Here is a 19,017-nt window from a genome sequence, read left to right on the forward strand (position 1 = left end):
CCTGTCTGAAAAACTTATGGCGTTGACGCTTGTTCACTAAGCAACTGTGTTATGGCTTGGTGATATTGTTTTTGTAAACTTGGTTTGTAGCCTTTAAAAATAAAACGTTGCTTACCTTCTTTGTCTAGCAAAATAGAAGTGGGCATAACCTGCACATTAAGCTTCTGGCTAACCTTAGATTGAGGGTCAAAAAGTATAGTAAAATCTACCTCAACCTCATTTAGCCAGCTTTTCGCATCTTCACTATTTTGGTCTAAATTTATCGCCAATACAGTCAAATCTTGTGCTGCATACTCTTGCTGTAATTGCTGTAAAAATGGAAATTCTTGTAAGCATGGCGCGCACCAAGACGCCCAAAAGTTAATTAACACCACTTTGCCTTTTTGCTGATGCAAACTCACTGACTCGCCAGACTCAGTGAATAAACTAAAATCCTTCAGTGCTTTACTTTCTAGTTGTTGAGGAGCTTCGCTACACCCAACCAATAGCAATGCAACTGCAAGCCATTTAAATAGTCCACAAGTAAGTTTAGGTAGCTTTGCTTGAAGTAAATAAGCCAACATTGTTTTCACTTTTTATAGATTTCTATATGCCTTTAGCCTACCAGAATGCTAGGTAAATGGTATGCTATTTCACTGTATAGGTGACTCTGCTCAAGTGACTTTAATGGTTGAATTTAAAGGTATTTATTTGAGTATGGTTTTTTTGGTATATCACAGCTTAGGCTAGCACTGATGAATTTAACTAACATGCAAATTAGACTCGCCACAGAACAAGACTGGCCACAAATTTGGGCGTTTTTTCAACCCATAGCTCAGGCCGGCGAAACCTATGCCTATGAGGCTAGTATTAATTCAGAACAAGCTAAGTTGTTATGGTTTTCTCAACCCTTAAAAACCTATGTGGTAGAACAACAAGGGCAAATTCTGGCAAGTTATTATTTAAAAACCAATCAAGCTGGCCCTGGCAAGCATGTGTGTAATTGCGGCTATATGGTGGCCGCCCAAGCCAGTGGTCAGGGATTGGCCACAGCCATGTGTAAACACTCCCAACAAGTAGCCATAGACCTAGGCTTTAAAGCCATGCAATTTAATTTTGTGGCTAAAAGTAATGAACATGCTGTACGACTATGGTTAAAACTTGGCTACCAAATTGTTGGTACCTTACCCAAAGCATTCAATCACCAGAGCTTGGGTTTTGTAGATGCATTAGTCATGTATAAGTGGCTAGCCTCTTCAAGCTAGTCGCAGCAGATTTTAGGTGCTAAAAAGCCTTGTTAATGCAAAGCAAGTTTCAGCCTATTGCCAGTGTGTTTTTCTGATTTAGATGGCAAAGCTTTGGCTTCTGCAACCATTATGGTCATAGAATCAAGCACATCTAAAAAATCTCTTAATTGTTCAGGTGACATTTGTGCAGACAAAGATTCTATCTTAGCAATTAAACTTTTTGTAGGGAGTTTCATAAGTGTCAATTTATTGTGTTTGATGAGTTTATTTCACTAAACAATCAATTATCTTGCCAACTTGCTGTTTTGTTTGGTTTTAGTAGATAGCGGTCGTTGGCTTATTGTTCTAAAAGCATTCGCTTACGCTCACTGGCGTCCTGCCAGTTTTGTCTTGAATCCCTTCTAGCCAGTTACTTTTTCTTCAGCAGCAAAGAAAAAAGTAACCAAAAAGATGCCGCCGCCGCTTAAAGTTCTTAACCGCAAAAAATGGCTTATTTTAAGGTCGCGAAATAATGAGTCCCTCCAGATTTCGCTCAAATGGCGTCCTGCCATTTGCCCCTAAAATAAGCCATTTTTTGCTGAAACTTTAAAGGCGGGAAAGCAGTGGCGGAGTCACCAAAGCTTAAAGCAGAGCTCGCGGAGCGACTTTGCTTTTGTCTTTTGATTTACCCTCGACTCGAGGCTCGCCACTTATTTGGTGCTTTTTGCAGGGCAATCGCCGGGATGGGCGATTGAGTAATAGTTCGCCTGGAGCGATTTATTACGACCTGCAAAAAGCAGCAAATAAGTGGATGAAGAGCATTGCGTAGAGCGGCCTTTTTTCCTTAGTTTTTGTGGCTGTAGACAAAAAGTAAGTCGCACAGAAGGGATTCTGTGTGAAAAACCGACACGGAAGTCGGTAAGCGATAGCGCATGCTTATTCAAACAATGAAAAGTCTGCTTTCTCAGTACTCCTGACAATTAGATGTATTTCCTTAAAAGCTGCTAATCAGTCCATGGAAACCATCACCTTCGCGGTGGTGACTGTCTAAAATTCGCTTTTAGTTACCTATCAAGTCTTATATCAATATTTAATGATAGTGATAGTTAACGTAAGACTTATTGCAGGTAAGACTTTAAAAGCTTTTCAAAACCTTAATCATCGCGAGTTAATACTTCTAACAACTCAATTTCAAATTGTAAATTTGAATTCGCTGGGATCATCTTGCCTATTTGGCGTTCGCCATAGGCCAAATGTGCTGGTACCCAAAGTTTACGTTTTCCCCCAACACGCATTCCTTGTAAACCTAAAATCCACCCTTGGATCACGCGCTTGTTGCTTAATACAGTTTGAAATGGAGCATTGTTTTTATATGAAGAATCAAATTCACTGCCATCTTCCAACCAACCTCGGTAATGTGCAGTGATTAACGCGCCACGCTCGGCGGCTTTGCCTGTGCCTATGAGCAAATCTTCAATTTTTAGTTCTTGAGTCATCAAAATGTAAGTAATGAATGAGTTTGCATAAAATTATACCTTGCCAAGCACCTGCGCGCTAAACTAAAGCTCAAGCATTTATCAGATTGAGAAAAACATGGCTCAAACAGCGTCTACCATGCTCGAACTCGGGCACAGTGCAGCAGCATTTACTTTGCCCGACACCCAAGGCAACAATGTGTCTTTGCAAGACTTTGCTCACAGCCAAGGCTTGGTCATTGCCTTTATTTGTAACCATTGCCCTTATGTTATTCATATTGCCGAACAATTAGCTAAAGTGGCAGCTGAATATCAATCAAAAGGCATCGCCTTTGTGGCCATTAACAGCAATGATACAGAGCAATACCCGCAAGATAATTTGGCCGCCATGGTGCAAGAAAAAAAGCGCCGCAATTATAGTTTTCCGTACTTATTAGACCAAAGCCAAGACGTAGCTAAGGCCTATGCAGCTGCCTGCACACCAGATTTTTACTTGTTTAATGAAGAACGAAAGTTGGTTTATCGTGGCCAATTTGATCACACTAGACCCCACCGAATTTCTTCGGGTAACTATGACTCTTCAGCACAAATGGCAACAGGGCAAGATTTAATAGCGGCTATGGATGCACTACTTAATGGGCAAAGTATTAGTCAAAACCAAGCGCCCTCTATTGGTTGTAATATTAAGTGGAAGCCAGGTAACGAGCCTAGGTATTAATTGATAGTCCTTGCCCAGTTTAAAGCTGGGCAAGGCTAAAAAAGCAGATTTTAGAAAGAGTAGTTGTACTGAACTGCTAATAAAAAGGCGTTGCCTTGGCTGTTAAAGCCCCAGTTTGCCCCAAGATTATCAGTTTCGGTAAATTCACGAGTTTGCCCTTCAATCACACTGATCCCTAAGTCTACACTTGAGCGCTTATCTAGTATTACACTTGCACCCGAGCTTAACCAAACACGATTAGAATCAGGGATAGAAATAGACAAATGTTGCGCGTCGGCTGGTGATTCGTCATAGGCAATACCTGCACGTAATTTTAATACCTTACTCCACTGGTAGCTGCCTCCCAACGCATATCTCATGCTGTTAGAGAAGTTTTCCTTTTTATAAAATACTGGCGTTTCGCTTACTGGAACAAAGGCTTGCAAAGCATCAAAACTCTGCCATTGGGTCCATACTAGGCTGTAGTTTAGTCCCCACTTTTTGTCTAACTGGTGCCAACCCGACAACTCTGCTGTAGCTGGTAAAGTTAACTCTAAAGCACCTGGTAAAGTAGCACCTGCTAATCCGCCAAATGCTTGTGGTAATTGATTGGTATATTCACCATCAAAGTTTAGAGTGGTTTTGCTACGGTAATGTAAGCCTAGGCGCGAATCTTTATTAAATGCGTAACTAGCACCTAAATTCCAGCCATATCCATGGTCGTCGCCCGTTAGGCTAGCGGCCACAGTTTCAGCAGACAGTCCCAAAGGGTTTGCCCCAAAGTGACGCTCAATGGCTGCATCGGCATAAATGTAATTGAGTCCCAAACCAAGGCTAAATTGCGAATTGAATTTGTAAGCTAAACTGACGTTAAAATTCACTGTAGTAATTTCAGAGGTACCAGCTAATTGTCCTGCTGCATAAGTATCAGAAAATTCTGTGGCTAAACCAAAATTAGAAAACACGCCCATACCTACAGACCAAGCTTTGTTGATAGGCGTAACAAAATAGGTGGCTGGGATTAACGCTTCAGGGGCAATACTATCGTCATCTAAAGCCGAGACATTTGAATAAGCTGGGGCACTAGTGCCAGTCATGGCTACGTCTGGCTTAATATAAGTGGCGACTATAGATAATTGTGACTGCTTAAAAGTGCTCATTAATGCAGGGTTACGTGCAACTACCGCGGCAGAGTCAGCTAGGGCGGCTTCGCCCGCAAAAGCGCGACCAAGACCAGAAGCGTTGTGTTCGGCTAATTGAAAAGCAGCAGCAAAGGTTTGCATTGGCAGTGCACAAACCAATATAGATAATAAAGAAGACTTAAATTTCATATTCAAACAACTCAAATTGAAAGGCAACTGTCGGCCTAGATAAAAAACAGAGCGGCATGATATAGAACTTGCGCTAATTTGGTAGGTAAAAAGCTAAATATTGCGGGGATAATCTAATAAACGTCTATTTAACGGCCAACAATTTAACAACAATTGAAGGCCGTTAACAACTTGCTAAAATCAATCGATTTTTATTAATAGATGATTTTACTCACCCTCTATTTACTCTTAACCAATAAACCAAATAAATAAAGCACGCAGCCAAAAATGTAGCCAGCACACTAATTTTATTGGCAATAAGCGAAAATAACGCCAATTGAGGTGCGCTGTTTGAGTGCAGATCTAAGGGCATGATATCTTGGGTGAAGCTAAAATACTGCACTAGAGTTGAGAGTATAAAAAGCTTATCTAAGGCAAAATATTCAACTAAATAGGCCTCTACTAGCAATACGCCAATGACAGGCAACACAGCCCACAAAAATGGCGCTTTATTGGCAAACATTGACGCCAACATTAACCATGCAAATACAGGCAACATCCAAATTGCATAAGGCAATAGGTTTAACCAATTTGAGGCTAAATTAGAGAGAATGTCGGCGTGGCCCCAAAATGCCCATACAGAGACATCAAAGCCAAAAGACAAAATCAGGCTAAAAATAAATAGCAGTATTAAAAACACTAACACCACAGCTGTGGCTCCCAGCATAAAAATAGCGGGTACTAAAATGGCACCAGTGACTAATTTCACCGCAATAGACAGGGCATCTGAAACTGGCATAGAGCGCCAAAAGTACACCGACATATCGCGTCTTTCATCAAACATGCAAGAGGTGAAATAATATAATTGAATAATCAAAGATACCGCCACAAAAGGCGCAAATATCGCCATCACAGCCGCCATAAAAATATGCGAAATTTTTTCATAATGAGTAAAACTATCAGAGCCTTGAAACGAGGTTATGGCCTCAAATAATCGTTCTATCTGATAACTCTCCATTAAGCTTAGCTTTAGAAGTGGAGTAGCAATAATCACCAAAGCAATGATTAACGGCATCCAAAATAAGGTTTTGTTGAATTCCCACAGCTCTTTTTTAACACCACTAGTTAGTTGCGAATAGATCATGATTGTGTCTCCTGCGTCATAACACCGACAAAAATATCGGCAAGAGTGGGGGTAGAAACTTTGCCTAGTTGCCCAAGGGTTTGTGAGTCAACATTGTCAAATAACATACTAGTGATGCCCATCATGCTATTGGCAGCGATAGGGTTTAAAGCCTTTGCTTGTTCGAGGTGCTCGTTATCTACTGCGAGTAATTTAAAACGTTCGCGCATGTCATCTACACTTTGGTGCAAGGCCACCTCTCCGGCTTTGATAAAAGCCACGTCAGTCAAAATATGCTCTATTTCTTCAATCTGATGAGTGGTGACTAAAATACATTTTTCTTCGGTATAAAACTCTTCTAGAAGGTGAGTATAAAACTGTCTTCGAGTTAGAATATCTAGACCTAAAGTGGGTTCGTCCAAAATTAAAACTTTGGCATCTATGGCTAAAATAATCGCAAGATGTAATTGGGTTACCATACCCTTAGACAAAGTTTTAACTTTGGCCGAATGCTTAATATTGGTTTTAGCCAAAAATGCTTCAGCTTTGCTACGGTCAAACTTTGTATGTACACCCTCTACATAGCTGAGCAATTGATTCACCTTAATCCATTTAGGTAGTACTGCCACATCGGTAATATAGGCTACCTGGTTAAGCATTTTGTCGCGGGCTTTATTTGGGTTGTAACCCAAAACGTTAATCTCGCCCTCGTAAGGTATCAACCCTAACAAAGACTGTAAGCAAGTGGTTTTACCAGCTCCGTTGGGGCCGACTAAACCTAATATCTGCCCTTGGTAAAGGGAAAAATTGATGTCGTTTAACACCTGTTTATTTTTAAATGACTTATTCAGTGCTGTCACATTTAACATCGCTGACATTATTGATTCTCCTTTAACGAGTGCGGCAACTGTTCGATAGAAAGCTTTAGACGTTCGATTTTTTGTAAAACGGCTGGCCATTCAGTAGATAAAAACACTGCCCTTTGATTGGCTAAAATTCGTAGTACAGCCCCTGCTTTAACAAACAAACCTTTGCCTCGCTGTTTTTCAACATAGTCTTCGTCTTGCAGCATTTGATAGGCCTTAGAAATAGTTAGGGGATTTAACTGATATTCAGCCGCCACCTTTCTTACTGAAGGCAGAGCTTCGCCCTCAAGAATATGCTGCTCGAGAATGCGAGTTAACACCTGTTGGTATAACTGCACATAAATAGGGATATCAACATCCCATTGCTTGGCCATAATCATATCTCAATCAATTAGCTTTATAGTGTTATACATCACCAACACACCATAGGCAAAAAATTGTACAATCGAATATGTAACTAAAGATGAATCAAACACCTAGTGAGAACATAACCCACTAGGTGAACAATATTAGCTACGCCAGCTAAGTAGCTTGCTTGAAAACTCTGAAAGGTATTTTTTTTGTAATTGATAACCAATGAGTAGCGCTAATATCAATGCGCTGATTTGATACAGGCTATTCACCATATCTGAATGGTCACCATGAGCTAATTGCAACTGCCAGTTAAATTGCGCAAATAGCCAATTTAGCAACAGCCCTGCAAACACTGCACTGCTAATAATAGCCAGCAAATACAAAGCAAGTTCACGTTTTCCTAATTCATTTTTTATCACAATTAAGGTGGCGATATTAGTAGCTGGTCCAGTTAACATAAAGACTAAGGCTGCACCAGGACTGATCCCCGACATTAATAACCCCACAGCTATAGGAGTGGAGGCAGTAGCACACACATACATAGGAATAGAAATTAGCACCACCAACACCATAGCTAAGATCCCATTGGTATATTGTTGTAAAAAGCCATCGGGTACAAAGGTAGTAATCAGCGCCGCAAAAAAGATCCCTATTAAAAACCACAGCATAAAATCTCGTAAAAGTTGACCAAAACCAAAAGTGAAGATCCCTCTAAGTTTTTCCCAACTATCTAATTTTTTCTGAGACTTTTGACAACAACTTGTGCTGCTTTGAGTGCTTGATTGTGATGTTTGGGCTAGCTCTTTCTGCCCCCAAATGGCTACAAACAGCCCAGTGATTATGGCCGAGAATATCGCGGCTATGGGTCGCGCAATAGCCATGATAGGCCCCATCAAGGCGTAAGTAATACCTATTGAATCTACCCCTGTTTCTGGGGTTGCCACTAAAAAACTGGCTGTGCTGGCTTTGCTTGCTCCACTGCGGCGAAGGCCCATAGCCACAGGGATCACCGAACAAGAGCATAAAGGTAAAGGTGCACCAATTAAGGCCGCTTTTATAATGGAATTTTTGCCGCCTAAGGTTTTTTCAACCCAGGCTTTAGGGACAGCTTGATGGATCACACCAGCGATAAACATGCCGAGTAACAAATAGGGTGCAGATTCAGTGAAAAGTAAAATAAATTGTTCAATAAATTGCATATTAATCACCTTGCTCCAATGCGCCTATGATGCTACAGAATTCGGCACTTTCATTGCCTCCGCAACAATATTGCTCTATTTTTTGTAAGGTTTTTTGCATGTTTTGTAAGTTGGATATTTGCTGGCTAATGTGAGCAATTTTATCACTGGTAATCAACTTGGCTTCTGCACACACATGCTGACCTTTATTGTGTTTAATGGCTAAAAGCGATTTGATTTCTGACAAGCTAAAACCGCATTCTTTACTGCGTTTAATAAACTTTACTGTGGTTAAATCGTCTTGATTGTAGGTTCTATAGTTATTTTCATTGCGACCAGAAGCGCTAAGTAAACCGACTTTTTCGTAATAACGTAAGGTGTGGGTACTAACACCAGACTGGTTAGATAATGCACTTATTTTCATCTTGCCTCCTAAAATCTAGTGTTAGGATAAACCTTAGAGCATAGTCTAAGGTCAAGGCTTTTATTCTGCTATCAAAATTTGTATTTAACTAGACTAACTTAACTCGCAAAATTCTATTTGTATCTTACACTTAAGTGAATAATATTATGGACGACTTAGTATGAAACACCTTTATTCACTTTTTATAATTTTAACTACTTTTGGCCTTTTAAGCTGCCAACCTCCCCCTCCTGAACCCACTAAAACGGTTAAGCCGCCACCCGTGTCATTTGTAGACCAACAGAATGTTTTTGCAGACAGTTGTGTATTTACCTTAGGCTTTGATGCTTGGGAGCCCTACCAATACCAAGATGTGGGAGATAAAGTTTCTGGACTAGATATTGAAATAGTAGAAGCAGTAGCAAACACCATGGGATGCACCCTAGAGTTTAAATTAGGTACTTGGGTTTCTCTGTTAAATGGCTTAAAAGAAGGCGAAGTAGACATTCTTCTAGGTGCTTCTAAAACTGAAGCAAGAGAAGAGTTTGCGTACTTTAGTGACGCTTATCGCCAAGAAACCTTTTCTTTATATATCCGTAAAAACGACGCCAACTTAGCCACTTACACCAGCTTTGATGAGTTTATTCAAAATGGACATAAGATTGGCATAATTGAAGATTTTTATTATGGCCCCGAAGTAGCCGAGCTGCTTGAGGATCCAGATAAATCAAAATATTTTGTCAATGCTATTATGGGCGAATTAAACGTTGCAAGATTGTTAGATGGCGATATTGATGTATACATTGAAGACAGTTTTGTTGGAGCCTCTATGATCAGGCGTAAAGGTTTATCCTACCTTATTACAGAACAGGGTATGACAATTACCACAGGCGATGCCTTTGTGATGTTTAGCAAAGCCAGTGTGACAGAACAACAGCTTGAATTATTTAACACAGAATTAGCTAAACTGATGCAACGTCCACATTACCAAGCCATTTTTGATAAATACGATTATTAACTCTGCTTAGTTTAGGTACTTTATTTGGCTAGCTTATCTAGTGAATGGTTAAGCTAGCCAATTAAACCTAAATTTTAAATTTTTTATCTATAAAGACGTTATACAATACCAGCCACCAACTTAGCATAACGGTATGTATGTCTATGCTAAATCATTTCAAGTTTCTTAAAGGTTACACTCTTGTCTAAATTTTTCTTCAAAGGCCGCATCGACCCACGCGAACAATATCAACGCTTTGGTTACAACCCTAATCGTCAGGTTAAGCTAGGTACAGCTGCCATGCCGCTATCCTTAGTGGTTAACTCAGTGCAACGCGAACAGGAAATTCAACGCTTGCTAGAACAACACTCACTAGTGGCAAAAATTGAAATAGACTCTGAACAACCAGAAGATATTGCACAGCTACAGGCCATATTAAATACTCCTACTACCCACAATAAAACCCAGCAGCCAAATAGAAACGCACCTTGCACTTGTGGCAGCGGCCTTAAGTTTAAAAAGTGTTGCGCTAAATAACCCTACTCTCAACTGAAGGTTTAACTAAAAATTATACTAAAGGTGAATATCCAAAAGGTGTTTAATATTTATACTTAGTTCTTATAGGGATAAAGGATTGTGTTACCCCTAAATGAGTAACTGAGGATTTACTTTATGCGTTTAGCTGTATTGCTCTACTTTTTAGTTTGTGTACATTCTGCATTTGCGACACCAACGCAAGAACTTAAGCTTGCGCTGTCTATTTCTAACAGTTCGCAAAGAACCGCCTATTACACCTTAATTGAAGATTTTGAAAACACTTACCCTAGCATCAAAGTTAACCTCACCTCTTATTCTAGCGAGATATATAAAAACAAGTTTCCTTACCTGTTAGACGCTCAGCAATTTGATGTTTTATATTGGCACTCTGGCCTTCGCTTAAAAGAATTTATACAACAAGGGAAAATAGCCCCTTTACAGTCTGTCGTTCCGCATAAAAGAGTTGAAAGGCTATTTGATGATAAGTTAATTGACTCGGTTAACTTTGCTAATCAAGCCTACGCCTTACCTTTGTCTTATTATCAAATTGGCTTTTACTACAACAAGTCTTTGTTTGCTAAGTTAGAACTCGAAGAACCCAATAATTGGCAAGACTTCTTAAACTTATGCAAATCCCTAAAAAACCAAGGAATTCCGCCTATTTATATAGGAACTAAAACGCACTGGAGCGCCACTGCATGGTTTGATTACTTGAACCTACGCATTAATGGCAAAAGCTTCCACTCTGAACTTATGCAAGGAAAGGCGTCATTTTTAGATGATAGAATGCGTCAGGTATTAGAAAAATTACAGCAGTTAAGTCAAGCAGGGTATTTTATTGCCAACCACCACCAATTAAATTGGAAACAGGGATTGCCGTTGTTATATAGAGGCTTAACTGGCATGACACTGGTAGGTAACTTTGTCACCCAAGACATACCCGAATCCATTAAAGATCAAATTGGCTTTTACAAATTCCCGCTATTTTCGCCTAATCAAGGTTATTACGAAACCACTCCGTTAGACGTATTAGTGGTTGCCAATTCTTCACCACAAAAAAAGCTAGCTGCCACCTTTTTAGAGTTTGTCGCCCAACCTAATAATCAACAAAAACTTAATGATGCCTTAGGCGTGTTATCACCGCATAAAGCAGTGCAACCAAGCAGCTCATCTTTAGTTCAAGAAGCCTATGAAACCATAGCGAATGCGCAAGAAGTCGCGCACTTTTTTGACCGAAATAGTCATTCAACTTATGCAGAAAGAGTTATGCCGCTTTTTGCTAAATTCTTTCATTCTCCCAATATTACAGAAACTCAATTGGCACTTGAAGACGTTAGAGTTAGTCTATTCTCTACAAAACTTGCTGCACAGCACAGTGAAAACAATGGAGAAAGATTGAATGAATAAGTTTATGCAGGCCGCCATACAAGAAGCTCAAAAAGGCTTAGCAGAAGGCGGCATCCCAATAGGCTCTGTCATAGTCCACAAGGGTGAAATTATAGGCCGGGGACACAACCGCAGAATTCAAAGTGGTAGCCCAATTTTACATGGCGAAATGGACGCCTTTGAAAATGCAGGTCGTCAACCTGCAAAGGTCTATCAAGAGGCAGAGATTTACACCACACTTTCGCCTTGCTCTATGTGTTCGGGGGCGATTATTTTATACGGAATAAAAAAAGTCATAGTAGGTGAAAACCAAAGTTTTATGGGAGAAGAGACCCTATTACGCGCTAAAGGCATTGAAGTTGAAGTATTACAAAACCCTACTTGCATTCAACTTATGCAAGACTTTATTCAAGCTAAACCAGATTTATGGAATGAAGATATAGGCGAATAAAAGTTAAGCCTGCATTCCTTAATGTAAGAAAAACCCAACTCAAAGTTAATCATACTTTACACCAAGATAAAAATAACTTACCTTACCAAAAGTCAATAATGCTTTTTGCTAAGGTAATTTTATTTTTGATTTTAGCGATTTGCAGTAGGGCTTTTTAAAGTAAGGCTCAGTCATTGGCCTATACAAATCAGATAAAAGCTTAATATTTAGCATGCATTCATTAGCTATGTAGCTGAGTTGAAAATCTAAGTTTGGTATCTGTGTAACCATAGACAAGTTAAAAGTAAGCATTGCGGTTCGACCTCTTGAAAAATGAAATAGGAAGCTAGGGTGAGTCACACACCAATTAAAAATAAAATAAGAGAACTGCGTTTTTTTGCAGATGAAATGACGCAAAAAGAGCTAGCCGAATTGGTGGGAGTAACTCGCCAAACTATTATGGCAATTGAAAAATGTAAGCATTCACCAACTTTAGATATTGCTTTTAAAATTGCAGAAATTTTTGGTCAATCCATTGAAGAAGTGTTTCAGTATAAAGGTTAACCTAGCCCACATTTTACCTTTCAAAACTCATTAAAAATTGGCGCCGGAAATTTCATCTAGAAAAAATAGCGCCAATAATACAATCAACTTCATAAGAAGTGACTACTTACTCACCAATCCATTCTACGCGATATAAATCACGTCTGCGATCTAAGTAGTTTCTTACCGACCCTTCATTTTGCAATTGGGTTAGCTTGTCAAAGTCTAGGTCAACAATTAAGGTCATTTCGGTATTTGGGGTGGTTTCAGAAACAATGGCGTCATGAGGAAAAGCAAAGTCTGATGGAGAAAATACCGCAGTTTGCCCATACTGAATATCGACATTATCCACCTTAGGCAAATTGCCCACACTACCAGCTATGGCAACATAACATTCGTTTTCTATGGCCCTAGCTTGAGCACAGCGCCTTACTCTTAAATACCCATTTTTCGTGTCTGTCCAAAATGGAATAAATAACACTTGGATTTCTTGCTCAGCCAAAAGTCGACCAAGTTCAGGAAACTCCACGTCATAACAAATTAATATGCCAATTTTGCCAAAGTCGGTATCAAAGGCTTGTAGTTTGTTACCACCACGCATAATCCAATCTTTCTTTTCATGGGGCGTAGGATGTAACTTATATTGGCTATCAATCTGTCCATCGCGGTGGCATAAATAACTAATGTTATACAACTCATCATCTTCTACTACAGGCATAGAGCCTACTATTACGTTAATGTTGTACGACACAGCTAAGCGCGACATTTCAGTTAAAATTTCTTCACTATAAGTGGCTAAATTCCAAATCGCATCAATAGAGGTTTCGGCGGGCTTAATGCCCATCAAAGGCGCGTTAAAAAACTCAGGGAATAACGCCACATCACACTTATAATCCGACAAGGCATCAATAAAATACTCGGCCTGTTGTAATAACTCAGCCACATCATTGAAATAACGCATTTGCCACTGCACACAACCTATTCGCGCAGTGTTTCTATGCCCACCAAATAGCTTAGGCGACTCAGGGTTATAATAAATATTGTGCCACTGTAATAAAGTCGCATAACCTTTTGAGGCTTTATCTTCTGGTAAATAGGCTTTTAAAATACGTTTGACTTCAAACCCATTAGAAATTTGAAAGGTTAAAATGGGATCATATAAATCTTTTGACTTCACCAACTCTATGTATTCGTAAGGGGTCATTTTGTCGGCATGTGCGGCATAGTTAGGAATGCGTCCCCCCGCCATAATCGACTTTAGATTTAAATTCTTACACAGCTCTTTTCGCGCTTCATAAAGTCTACGACCTAACCTTAAGCCGCGATACTCAGGAGAAACAAATACATCTACCCCGTATAACACATCACCATTAGGATCATGAGTTCCAAGGTAAGCGTCACCTGTGATTTCGTCATAAGTGTGTTTATCGCCAAATTTTTCGTAATCCACTATCACTGAGATAGCCGCAGCCACCACTTTACCTTTATCTTCAATGCAAATTTGCCCTTCAGGAAAGGTATTAAGTTGGGCCTGATAATTCTTTAATGGCCATGCGCCCCCTACTTGCGCATAAACAATATCCATTAACTCTTTAACATCAGCATAATCATCTAAGGTCAAATAACGCAATTCAAAAATATGTTCCGGATCGTCTATGGCCGGAGCGGGATTTGTTTCTCTGTCTTGCATAAAAGGCTCTCTTAAAAAGTTACAACGAAAATTCGTTAATCATTAGTTCCTTTTAAACCTATTTTGTCCTAAGTTGCAAACATTTAATGCACATCACCTAGGCAAATAATCTAGGCGTGAATGGGTTTTATCGCTACCATATAGGGTAAGTAGCAAGGGAGAGGTAAAATGGTCAGTCAAGAACAAAGAGAAAGTGCGTTTTTATGGTTATTAGACGGACTAAAAGAAGGCCAAATTGCCGTTCCAATTACCGCCCGAGACTTCACAGCTGAAGATTGGGCATTTGTATTTGAAGGCTTGCCTAAAGATCTAAGGTTTGAATTATGGCAAACCTTAGCCGAAGACAAAAAATCGCCTATTTTGGCGGCCATGCGCGATGACTCGCGCGAACAACTCATCTCCTTATTATCTAACCAAAATCTTGAAGACGTTGCCCTTTCAAGTAGCGCTGAACATTTAGTTGAAATCTTAGATGTACTGCCAAATAGGGTAGCCAAAGGCTTAATTAAAAAGCTTAATGCCCAAGACTCTGGGTTTATTGAAGAAGCCTTAACTTATTCAGACGACCAATTAGGTCGATACGTTAACCACGAGCTTTACACTGTGCATAAAAACGTCACAGTTGCAGCGCTATTAAATGAATTAAAAAATGAACCACTACCTGCCTACACAGATAGCATTTTAGTGGTAGATGAAACCGATCACTATCTAGGTCAAGTAGACATTAATCAGTTATTTAGTAGTTCTGGTGAGGTCACTGTTATTCAAATAGCCGAGTTTTCTGATCGAGTACTCACCGCAGATCTAGATCTATATGATGCATCCGAAGCCGTAAAAAGCAGTGGCCGCTCTATGTTGCCAGTAATTAGTAAAGAAGGACGCTTATTAGGGCGATTTTCGGTAAAAGATGCCATAGATGTGTATCAAGAGTACTACGAAGAACAACTCTCACACATGGGCCGGGTAAGCGACGAAGATTTATTTGCCCCAGTGTTTACCAGTTCGCGTCGTCGAGCAGTATGGCTAGGCATTAACCTATTAACCGCTTTTGCTGCATCTATTGTCATAGGTATTTTTGATCAAGTGGTTGCACAGGTAGTGGCCTTAGCTGTACTTATGCCCATAGTAGCAAGTATGGGTGGCATTACCGGTAGCCAAACCCTTACCTTAACCATCAGAGGCTTAGCCACAGGCCAATTGGCCGCCTCAAACTTACGGGCCTTAGGCAACAAAGAAGTGTTAGTGGCATTTTTTAACGGTTTATTGTGGGCATTGGTGGTGTCGGCTATTACCTCTTTGTGGTTCGATAACCCATGGTTGTCGGGGATCATAGCGGTTGCGCTAATTATCAATATGCTAATTGCCGCCCTATCGGGCATTATTATCCCAGTACTACTAGATAAAATGGGCATAGATCCGGCTTTAGCAGGCTCTGTAATACTCACCACAGTAACCGATGTTGTTGGATTTTTTGTATTTTTAGGATCTGCGTCATTATTACTGATTTAACCGATAATAATCACTATCCAGTGGGTCAGTTAGTCTTTATAATCCGCTGTTTTTATTCCTTTGAAAAGTTGTAAAAAGCCATGCCAAGAACCAAAAAGTGGACCATAGAAGATTCTGAAAACCTGTACCGCGTAAAACGCTGGGGTGCAGGCTATTTCGAAATAGGCCAAAACGGCAATCTTCATGTTACCCCCGATCCTGCTAATACCGAGATGCGGATTGATTTTAATGCGGTCATAGAAGAGATCAAACAAGAAGGGATCCAATTTCCTTTAGTTGTGCGTTTCCATGATATTTTGCGTTCGCAAGTGGCCATGCTGAATCAAACCTTCCGCGATACGGTAAAAGAAGCCGACTACCAAGCCAACTATATGGGTGTATATCCCATAAAAGTTAACCAAATGCGCGAAGTGGTTGAAGAAATTGTAGACGCAGGTGCGCCTTTTAATTACGGGCTAGAAGCCGGCTCTAAAGCCGAGTTATTAGCTGTAATGGCCATGAATACCAATACCGATTCATTGACCATTTTAAACGGCTACAAAGACCAAGAATTTATGCGCTTAGCTCTGTTAAGTCGCAAACTAGGGCGTAAAACCTTAGTGGTAATCGAAAAATTCTCTGAATTAATCTTGTTGGTCAAAATTGCCAAAGAGCTGGACATCAAGCCTTTAGTGGGCGTGCGCTCTAAAATGACAGTCAAAGGACGCGGCAAGTGGGAAAGCTCAGGAGGCGATAGAGCCAAATTTGGATTAACTATAAGTGAAATCATCAATGCCGCTCGCTACCTTGAAGAGCATGGAATGGCCGACAGCTTAAAGCTATTACATTTTCATATTGGCAGTCAGCTTACCGATATTCGCGCAGTAAAAGAATCTATTGCCGAAGGTGCCATGATTTACTCAGAACTTTACCGTATGGGCTTTAAGCTTGAGTATGTAGACGTAGGTGGTGGTTTAGGCATTGATTATGACGGAAGTCAGTCTACCAACGACTCATCACGTAACTACAGCATGCAAGAATATGTATCAGACATAGTCTACGGCATGAAACAAGTCTGTGATCTTGAGTCTGTTCCTCACCCCATTTTAGTCAGTGAAAGTGGCCGTGCCATTACTGCCCATCACAGCTGCGTAGTCACCCAAGTGGTAGGCGAAATTAAAGCCCATGGCAAAGGGGTAGCAACAGACCGCGAAGAAGATGAGCATGTTTTGGTTTCGGATATGCGTGAATTGTGCGACATAATTGACGAGCACAATAATATTCAAGAAATCTTTAACGATGCCTCACAATTTAAAGAGCAAGCTCTTAACGCCTTTAAATTACGCGTTATATCTCTTGAAGAATTAGCCAAAATTGAAACCATGTATTGGCAACTTATGGAAAAAGTACAACTGCGCTTAAAAGACGCCAGTTTTATTCCTGAAGAAATGCAAGAGCTAGACTTTGCATTATCCTCGCAGTATTTGTGTAATTTCTCGGTATTCCAATCGGCAGCCGATACTTGGGCAATAGATCAAGTATTACCCGTAATTCCACTTACTCGCATGGATGAAAAACCTTCAATCAATTGTTCTTTAGTTGATATCACCTGCGACAGCGATGGCAAATTAGATCAGTTTGTTAACGAGCATGGCTTGTCAGACATTATCCCTATGCACCAACTTAAACCAGGTGAAGACTATTATTTAGGCTTGTTTTTAACTGGTGCCTATCAAGATGTTATGGGCGATATGCACAATTTATTTGGTCGTCTTAACGAAGTGCATATTTTTAGCTACGATGACGATCCACAAGACTTTTATATAGAAGAAGTGGTCAACGGTTCTTCAGTAGAAGACGTGCTATCTATCATGCAATATCACCCAAGCTCTATGGCCTTGAGTGTCAAGAAAACCATAGACAACCACGTAGCCCAAGGACAAATGAAACCACGTGAAGGGGTTAAGTGGACAGACTTTTACGAAGACTGTTTAAAAGGCTATACCTACTTAAAAACCTAAGTTTTAGTGGAAGGTTGGCCAGCCTCAGCGCTGGCCTGTTTTAGCTGCTCAAAACACCTTGCCCAAAACTCTGGGGTAAATTCATTAATTAAGTTCGACTCAGCATTCATTAACATCACATAACCCACACCAAACTCTGGCGAAAAAGCCACATCAGAACGATAACCTTGTACCCAACCTCCATGGTAATTCAGAGTATGCCCTGCAAACTCATACACTCGCCAACCTAAACCATAATGGGCATCGGTTAAATATTGGCGCCATTGGCGGCGGTAGGTTTCTTTTTTACTTTTGGTTAAGGGCTGAGTCACTTGTTTAACTAACTCTGTTGGCACTACTTCTGGCATTTCACCCAATAAGGCGCGCATCCAAATCACCATATCCCGCATACTGGCATTCACTCCTGCAGCGGGCGCATACCGATAATAATCATCTCGTACTCGCACTGTACGCCAACGATTTTTTGAAATTGCCACATGGGGTTTAGCCCACTTTTTAGACCCCATCAGCGCTGCTTTGCCAACACTAGCATGTGGCATTTTTAGTGGTTCGATAATCGCTTGGTTTAAAGCTTGTGAATAAGACGAATGGTGCTGCTTAAAATAACTATCTACCACAGCAAATAACGCATTTTGATAAGTATAACACTGACCAGGCTGACAAAGCGGCTCAAGCTCAGACAGCATAGTAAGTACTCGCTCTACTGAATAATTGGCTTCAATGAGGTTGTCGTACGCATTGGGAATATAACCACTGCTTTGGCCAATTATATGACTTAAAACTAATTGATTACTCACGGGTTTAGCAGAAAATTCAGGCACTAATTGGCCAACAGGTACTTGCCAATCGAGCTGCTTTTGCGCCACATATTTGGCCATTAACATAGAGGTAAAAGTTTTAGATACTGACGCCAGTCTAAATACTGTATCTAGATCTATAGGCGCGCCCTTAGCGCTATCTTTGCCATACACCACAACTTGGGCAGGCTTACCTTTTTGAATATAAGCAAAGGCATAACCTGGTAAGTTTTTACGTTGGGCTTTTTGTTGTACATCTTTAGCAAACTCTTGTAACCAAGGATCGGCGGCTAAGCTCGGCCCCAAGACACAAACAAACAACAACACACTACTGGCAAAACTTAGCAATAGACGCAAACTAACCTACTTTTTCAAACAACAAAGTTACAAAATTCTGACTATTGTAGCATTGTCATAGCAGGCCATTCACACAAATGTTTTTGAAGCCTCAAAACGGGCTTTTAAGATTTATCTTTGACCGCCGTTTTTGTCGCACCTAAAGCACCATTATTGGTTA

Annotated in this window: 20 protein-coding genes; 9 read left to right on the forward strand and 11 right to left on the reverse strand. The window is 40.3% G+C overall.

What is annotated here, in order from left to right:
• Nucleotides 1–14: 14 nt before the first annotated feature.
• Nucleotides 15–563 carry a TlpA disulfide reductase family protein gene (locus tag ACVCDT_RS01045; protein ID WP_447130883.1) on the reverse strand — a complete coding sequence of 183 codons (549 nt, stop codon included), beginning with the start codon at nt 561–563 and terminating at the stop codon, nt 15–17.
• Between the two features lie 171 nt (nt 564–734).
• On the opposite strand from ACVCDT_RS01045, the gene ACVCDT_RS01050 reads away from it, so the two are divergent.
• A complete protein-coding gene (locus tag ACVCDT_RS01050; RefSeq protein WP_447130884.1) occupies nt 735–1,244 on the forward strand; it encodes a GNAT family N-acetyltransferase in 510 nt (169 codons plus the stop codon).
• Between the two features lie 32 nt (nt 1,245–1,276).
• Here the strand turns inward: ACVCDT_RS01050 and ACVCDT_RS01055 are convergent, their stop codons facing one another.
• Together ACVCDT_RS01055 and ACVCDT_RS01060 are read right to left on the reverse strand one after the other, a co-directional pair.
• A complete protein-coding gene (locus ACVCDT_RS01055; protein WP_447130885.1) occupies nt 1,277–1,462 on the reverse strand; it encodes a hypothetical protein in 186 nt (61 codons plus the stop codon).
• 897 nt (nt 1,463–2,359) lie between these two features.
• Entirely contained in the window at nt 2,360–2,701 is a 342-nt protein-coding gene (locus tag ACVCDT_RS01060; protein WP_447130886.1) for an FKBP-type peptidyl-prolyl cis-trans isomerase, read from the reverse strand.
• A 97-nt stretch (nt 2,702–2,798) separates the two neighbouring features.
• Here ACVCDT_RS01060 and ACVCDT_RS01065 point away from each other — a divergent pair, with 97 nt between their 5' ends.
• Nucleotides 2,799–3,398, forward strand: a complete 600-nt coding sequence (locus tag ACVCDT_RS01065; protein WP_447130887.1) for a thioredoxin family protein — start codon at nt 2,799–2,801, stop codon at nt 3,396–3,398.
• A gap of 50 nt (nt 3,399–3,448) precedes the next feature.
• Here ACVCDT_RS01065 and ACVCDT_RS01070 read toward each other — a convergent pair whose 3' ends face one another.
• The 6 genes from ACVCDT_RS01070 to zntR all read right to left on the reverse strand — a co-directional run bounded on the left by ACVCDT_RS01070 (nt 3,449) and on the right by zntR (nt 8,632).
• Nucleotides 3,449–4,708, reverse strand: coding sequence for an outer membrane protein transport protein (locus tag ACVCDT_RS01070; protein WP_447130888.1), 1,260 nt, complete (start codon nt 4,706–4,708; stop codon nt 3,449–3,451).
• 211 nt (nt 4,709–4,919) lie between these two features.
• Nucleotides 4,920–5,831, reverse strand: coding sequence for a hypothetical protein (locus ACVCDT_RS01075; protein WP_447130889.1), 912 nt, complete (start codon nt 5,829–5,831; stop codon nt 4,920–4,922).
• Nucleotides 5,828–6,688 (reverse strand): ABC transporter ATP-binding protein, encoded by an 861-nt coding sequence (locus ACVCDT_RS01080; protein ID WP_447130890.1) that lies wholly within the window; start codon nt 6,686–6,688, stop codon nt 5,828–5,830. Before ACVCDT_RS01080 ends, ACVCDT_RS01075 begins: the two co-directional genes overlap by 4 nt.
• A complete protein-coding gene (locus tag ACVCDT_RS01085; protein ID WP_447130891.1) occupies nt 6,688–7,050 on the reverse strand; it encodes a GntR family transcriptional regulator in 363 nt (120 codons plus the stop codon). The genes ACVCDT_RS01080 and ACVCDT_RS01085 overlap by 1 nt, the downstream gene beginning before the upstream one ends.
• Nucleotides 7,051–7,185: 135 nt before the next feature.
• Nucleotides 7,186–8,229 carry an SO_0444 family Cu/Zn efflux transporter gene (locus tag ACVCDT_RS01090; protein ID WP_447130892.1) on the reverse strand — a complete coding sequence of 348 codons (1,044 nt, stop codon included), beginning with the start codon at nt 8,227–8,229 and terminating at the stop codon, nt 7,186–7,188.
• A gap of 1 nt (nt 8,230) precedes the next feature.
• Nucleotides 8,231–8,632 carry a Zn(2+)-responsive transcriptional regulator gene (gene zntR / locus ACVCDT_RS01095; protein WP_447130893.1) on the reverse strand — a complete coding sequence of 134 codons (402 nt, stop codon included), beginning with the start codon at nt 8,630–8,632 and terminating at the stop codon, nt 8,231–8,233.
• A gap of 262 nt (nt 8,633–8,894) precedes the next feature.
• On the opposite strand from zntR, the gene ACVCDT_RS01100 reads away from it, so the two are divergent.
• The 5 genes from ACVCDT_RS01100 to ACVCDT_RS01120 all read left to right on the forward strand — a co-directional run bounded on the left by ACVCDT_RS01100 (nt 8,895) and on the right by ACVCDT_RS01120 (nt 12,525).
• Nucleotides 8,895–9,629, forward strand: a complete 735-nt coding sequence (locus ACVCDT_RS01100) for a substrate-binding periplasmic protein (RefSeq protein WP_447130894.1) — start codon at nt 8,895–8,897, stop codon at nt 9,627–9,629.
• Between the two features lie 180 nt (nt 9,630–9,809).
• Nucleotides 9,810–10,145 carry a PBPRA1643 family SWIM/SEC-C metal-binding motif protein gene (locus tag ACVCDT_RS01105; RefSeq protein ID WP_447130895.1) on the forward strand — a complete coding sequence of 112 codons (336 nt, stop codon included), beginning with the start codon at nt 9,810–9,812 and terminating at the stop codon, nt 10,143–10,145.
• Between the two features lie 135 nt (nt 10,146–10,280).
• Complete coding sequence (locus tag ACVCDT_RS01110) at nt 10,281–11,552, forward strand: ABC transporter substrate-binding protein (protein ID WP_447130896.1); 1,272 nt, start codon at nt 10,281–10,283, stop codon at nt 11,550–11,552.
• Nucleotides 11,545–11,982 carry a nucleoside deaminase gene (locus ACVCDT_RS01115; protein ID WP_447130897.1) on the forward strand — a complete coding sequence of 146 codons (438 nt, stop codon included), beginning with the start codon at nt 11,545–11,547 and terminating at the stop codon, nt 11,980–11,982. The genes ACVCDT_RS01110 and ACVCDT_RS01115 overlap by 8 nt, the downstream gene beginning before the upstream one ends.
• A gap of 330 nt (nt 11,983–12,312) precedes the next feature.
• Complete coding sequence (locus ACVCDT_RS01120; protein WP_447130898.1) at nt 12,313–12,525, forward strand: helix-turn-helix transcriptional regulator; 213 nt, start codon at nt 12,313–12,315, stop codon at nt 12,523–12,525.
• A 106-nt stretch (nt 12,526–12,631) separates the two neighbouring features.
• On the opposite strand, the gene ACVCDT_RS01125 is transcribed toward ACVCDT_RS01120, so the two are convergent.
• Entirely contained in the window at nt 12,632–14,194 is a 1,563-nt protein-coding gene (locus ACVCDT_RS01125; protein WP_447130899.1) for a bifunctional GNAT family N-acetyltransferase/carbon-nitrogen hydrolase family protein, read from the reverse strand.
• A 168-nt stretch (nt 14,195–14,362) separates the two neighbouring features.
• Here ACVCDT_RS01125 and ACVCDT_RS01130 point away from each other — a divergent pair, with 168 nt between their 5' ends.
• Together ACVCDT_RS01130 and speA are read left to right on the forward strand one after the other, a co-directional pair.
• Nucleotides 14,363–15,703 carry a magnesium transporter gene (locus ACVCDT_RS01130; protein WP_447130900.1) on the forward strand — a complete coding sequence of 447 codons (1,341 nt, stop codon included), beginning with the start codon at nt 14,363–14,365 and terminating at the stop codon, nt 15,701–15,703.
• 80 nt (nt 15,704–15,783) lie between these two features.
• The gene (gene speA, locus ACVCDT_RS01135; protein WP_447130901.1) at nt 15,784–17,703 is read left to right on the forward strand and encodes a biosynthetic arginine decarboxylase; all 1,920 of its coding nucleotides are present in this window, start codon (nt 15,784–15,786) and stop codon (nt 17,701–17,703) included.
• Here speA and ACVCDT_RS01140 read toward each other — a convergent pair.
• Entirely contained in the window at nt 17,700–18,857 is a 1,158-nt protein-coding gene (locus tag ACVCDT_RS01140) for a serine hydrolase domain-containing protein (protein WP_514360615.1), read from the reverse strand. The two genes, speA and ACVCDT_RS01140, sit on opposite strands and share 4 nt — an antisense overlap.
• Between the last annotated feature and the right edge of the window lie 160 nt (nt 18,858–19,017).

It is taken from the genome of Paraglaciecola aestuariivivens (assembly GCF_052983255.1).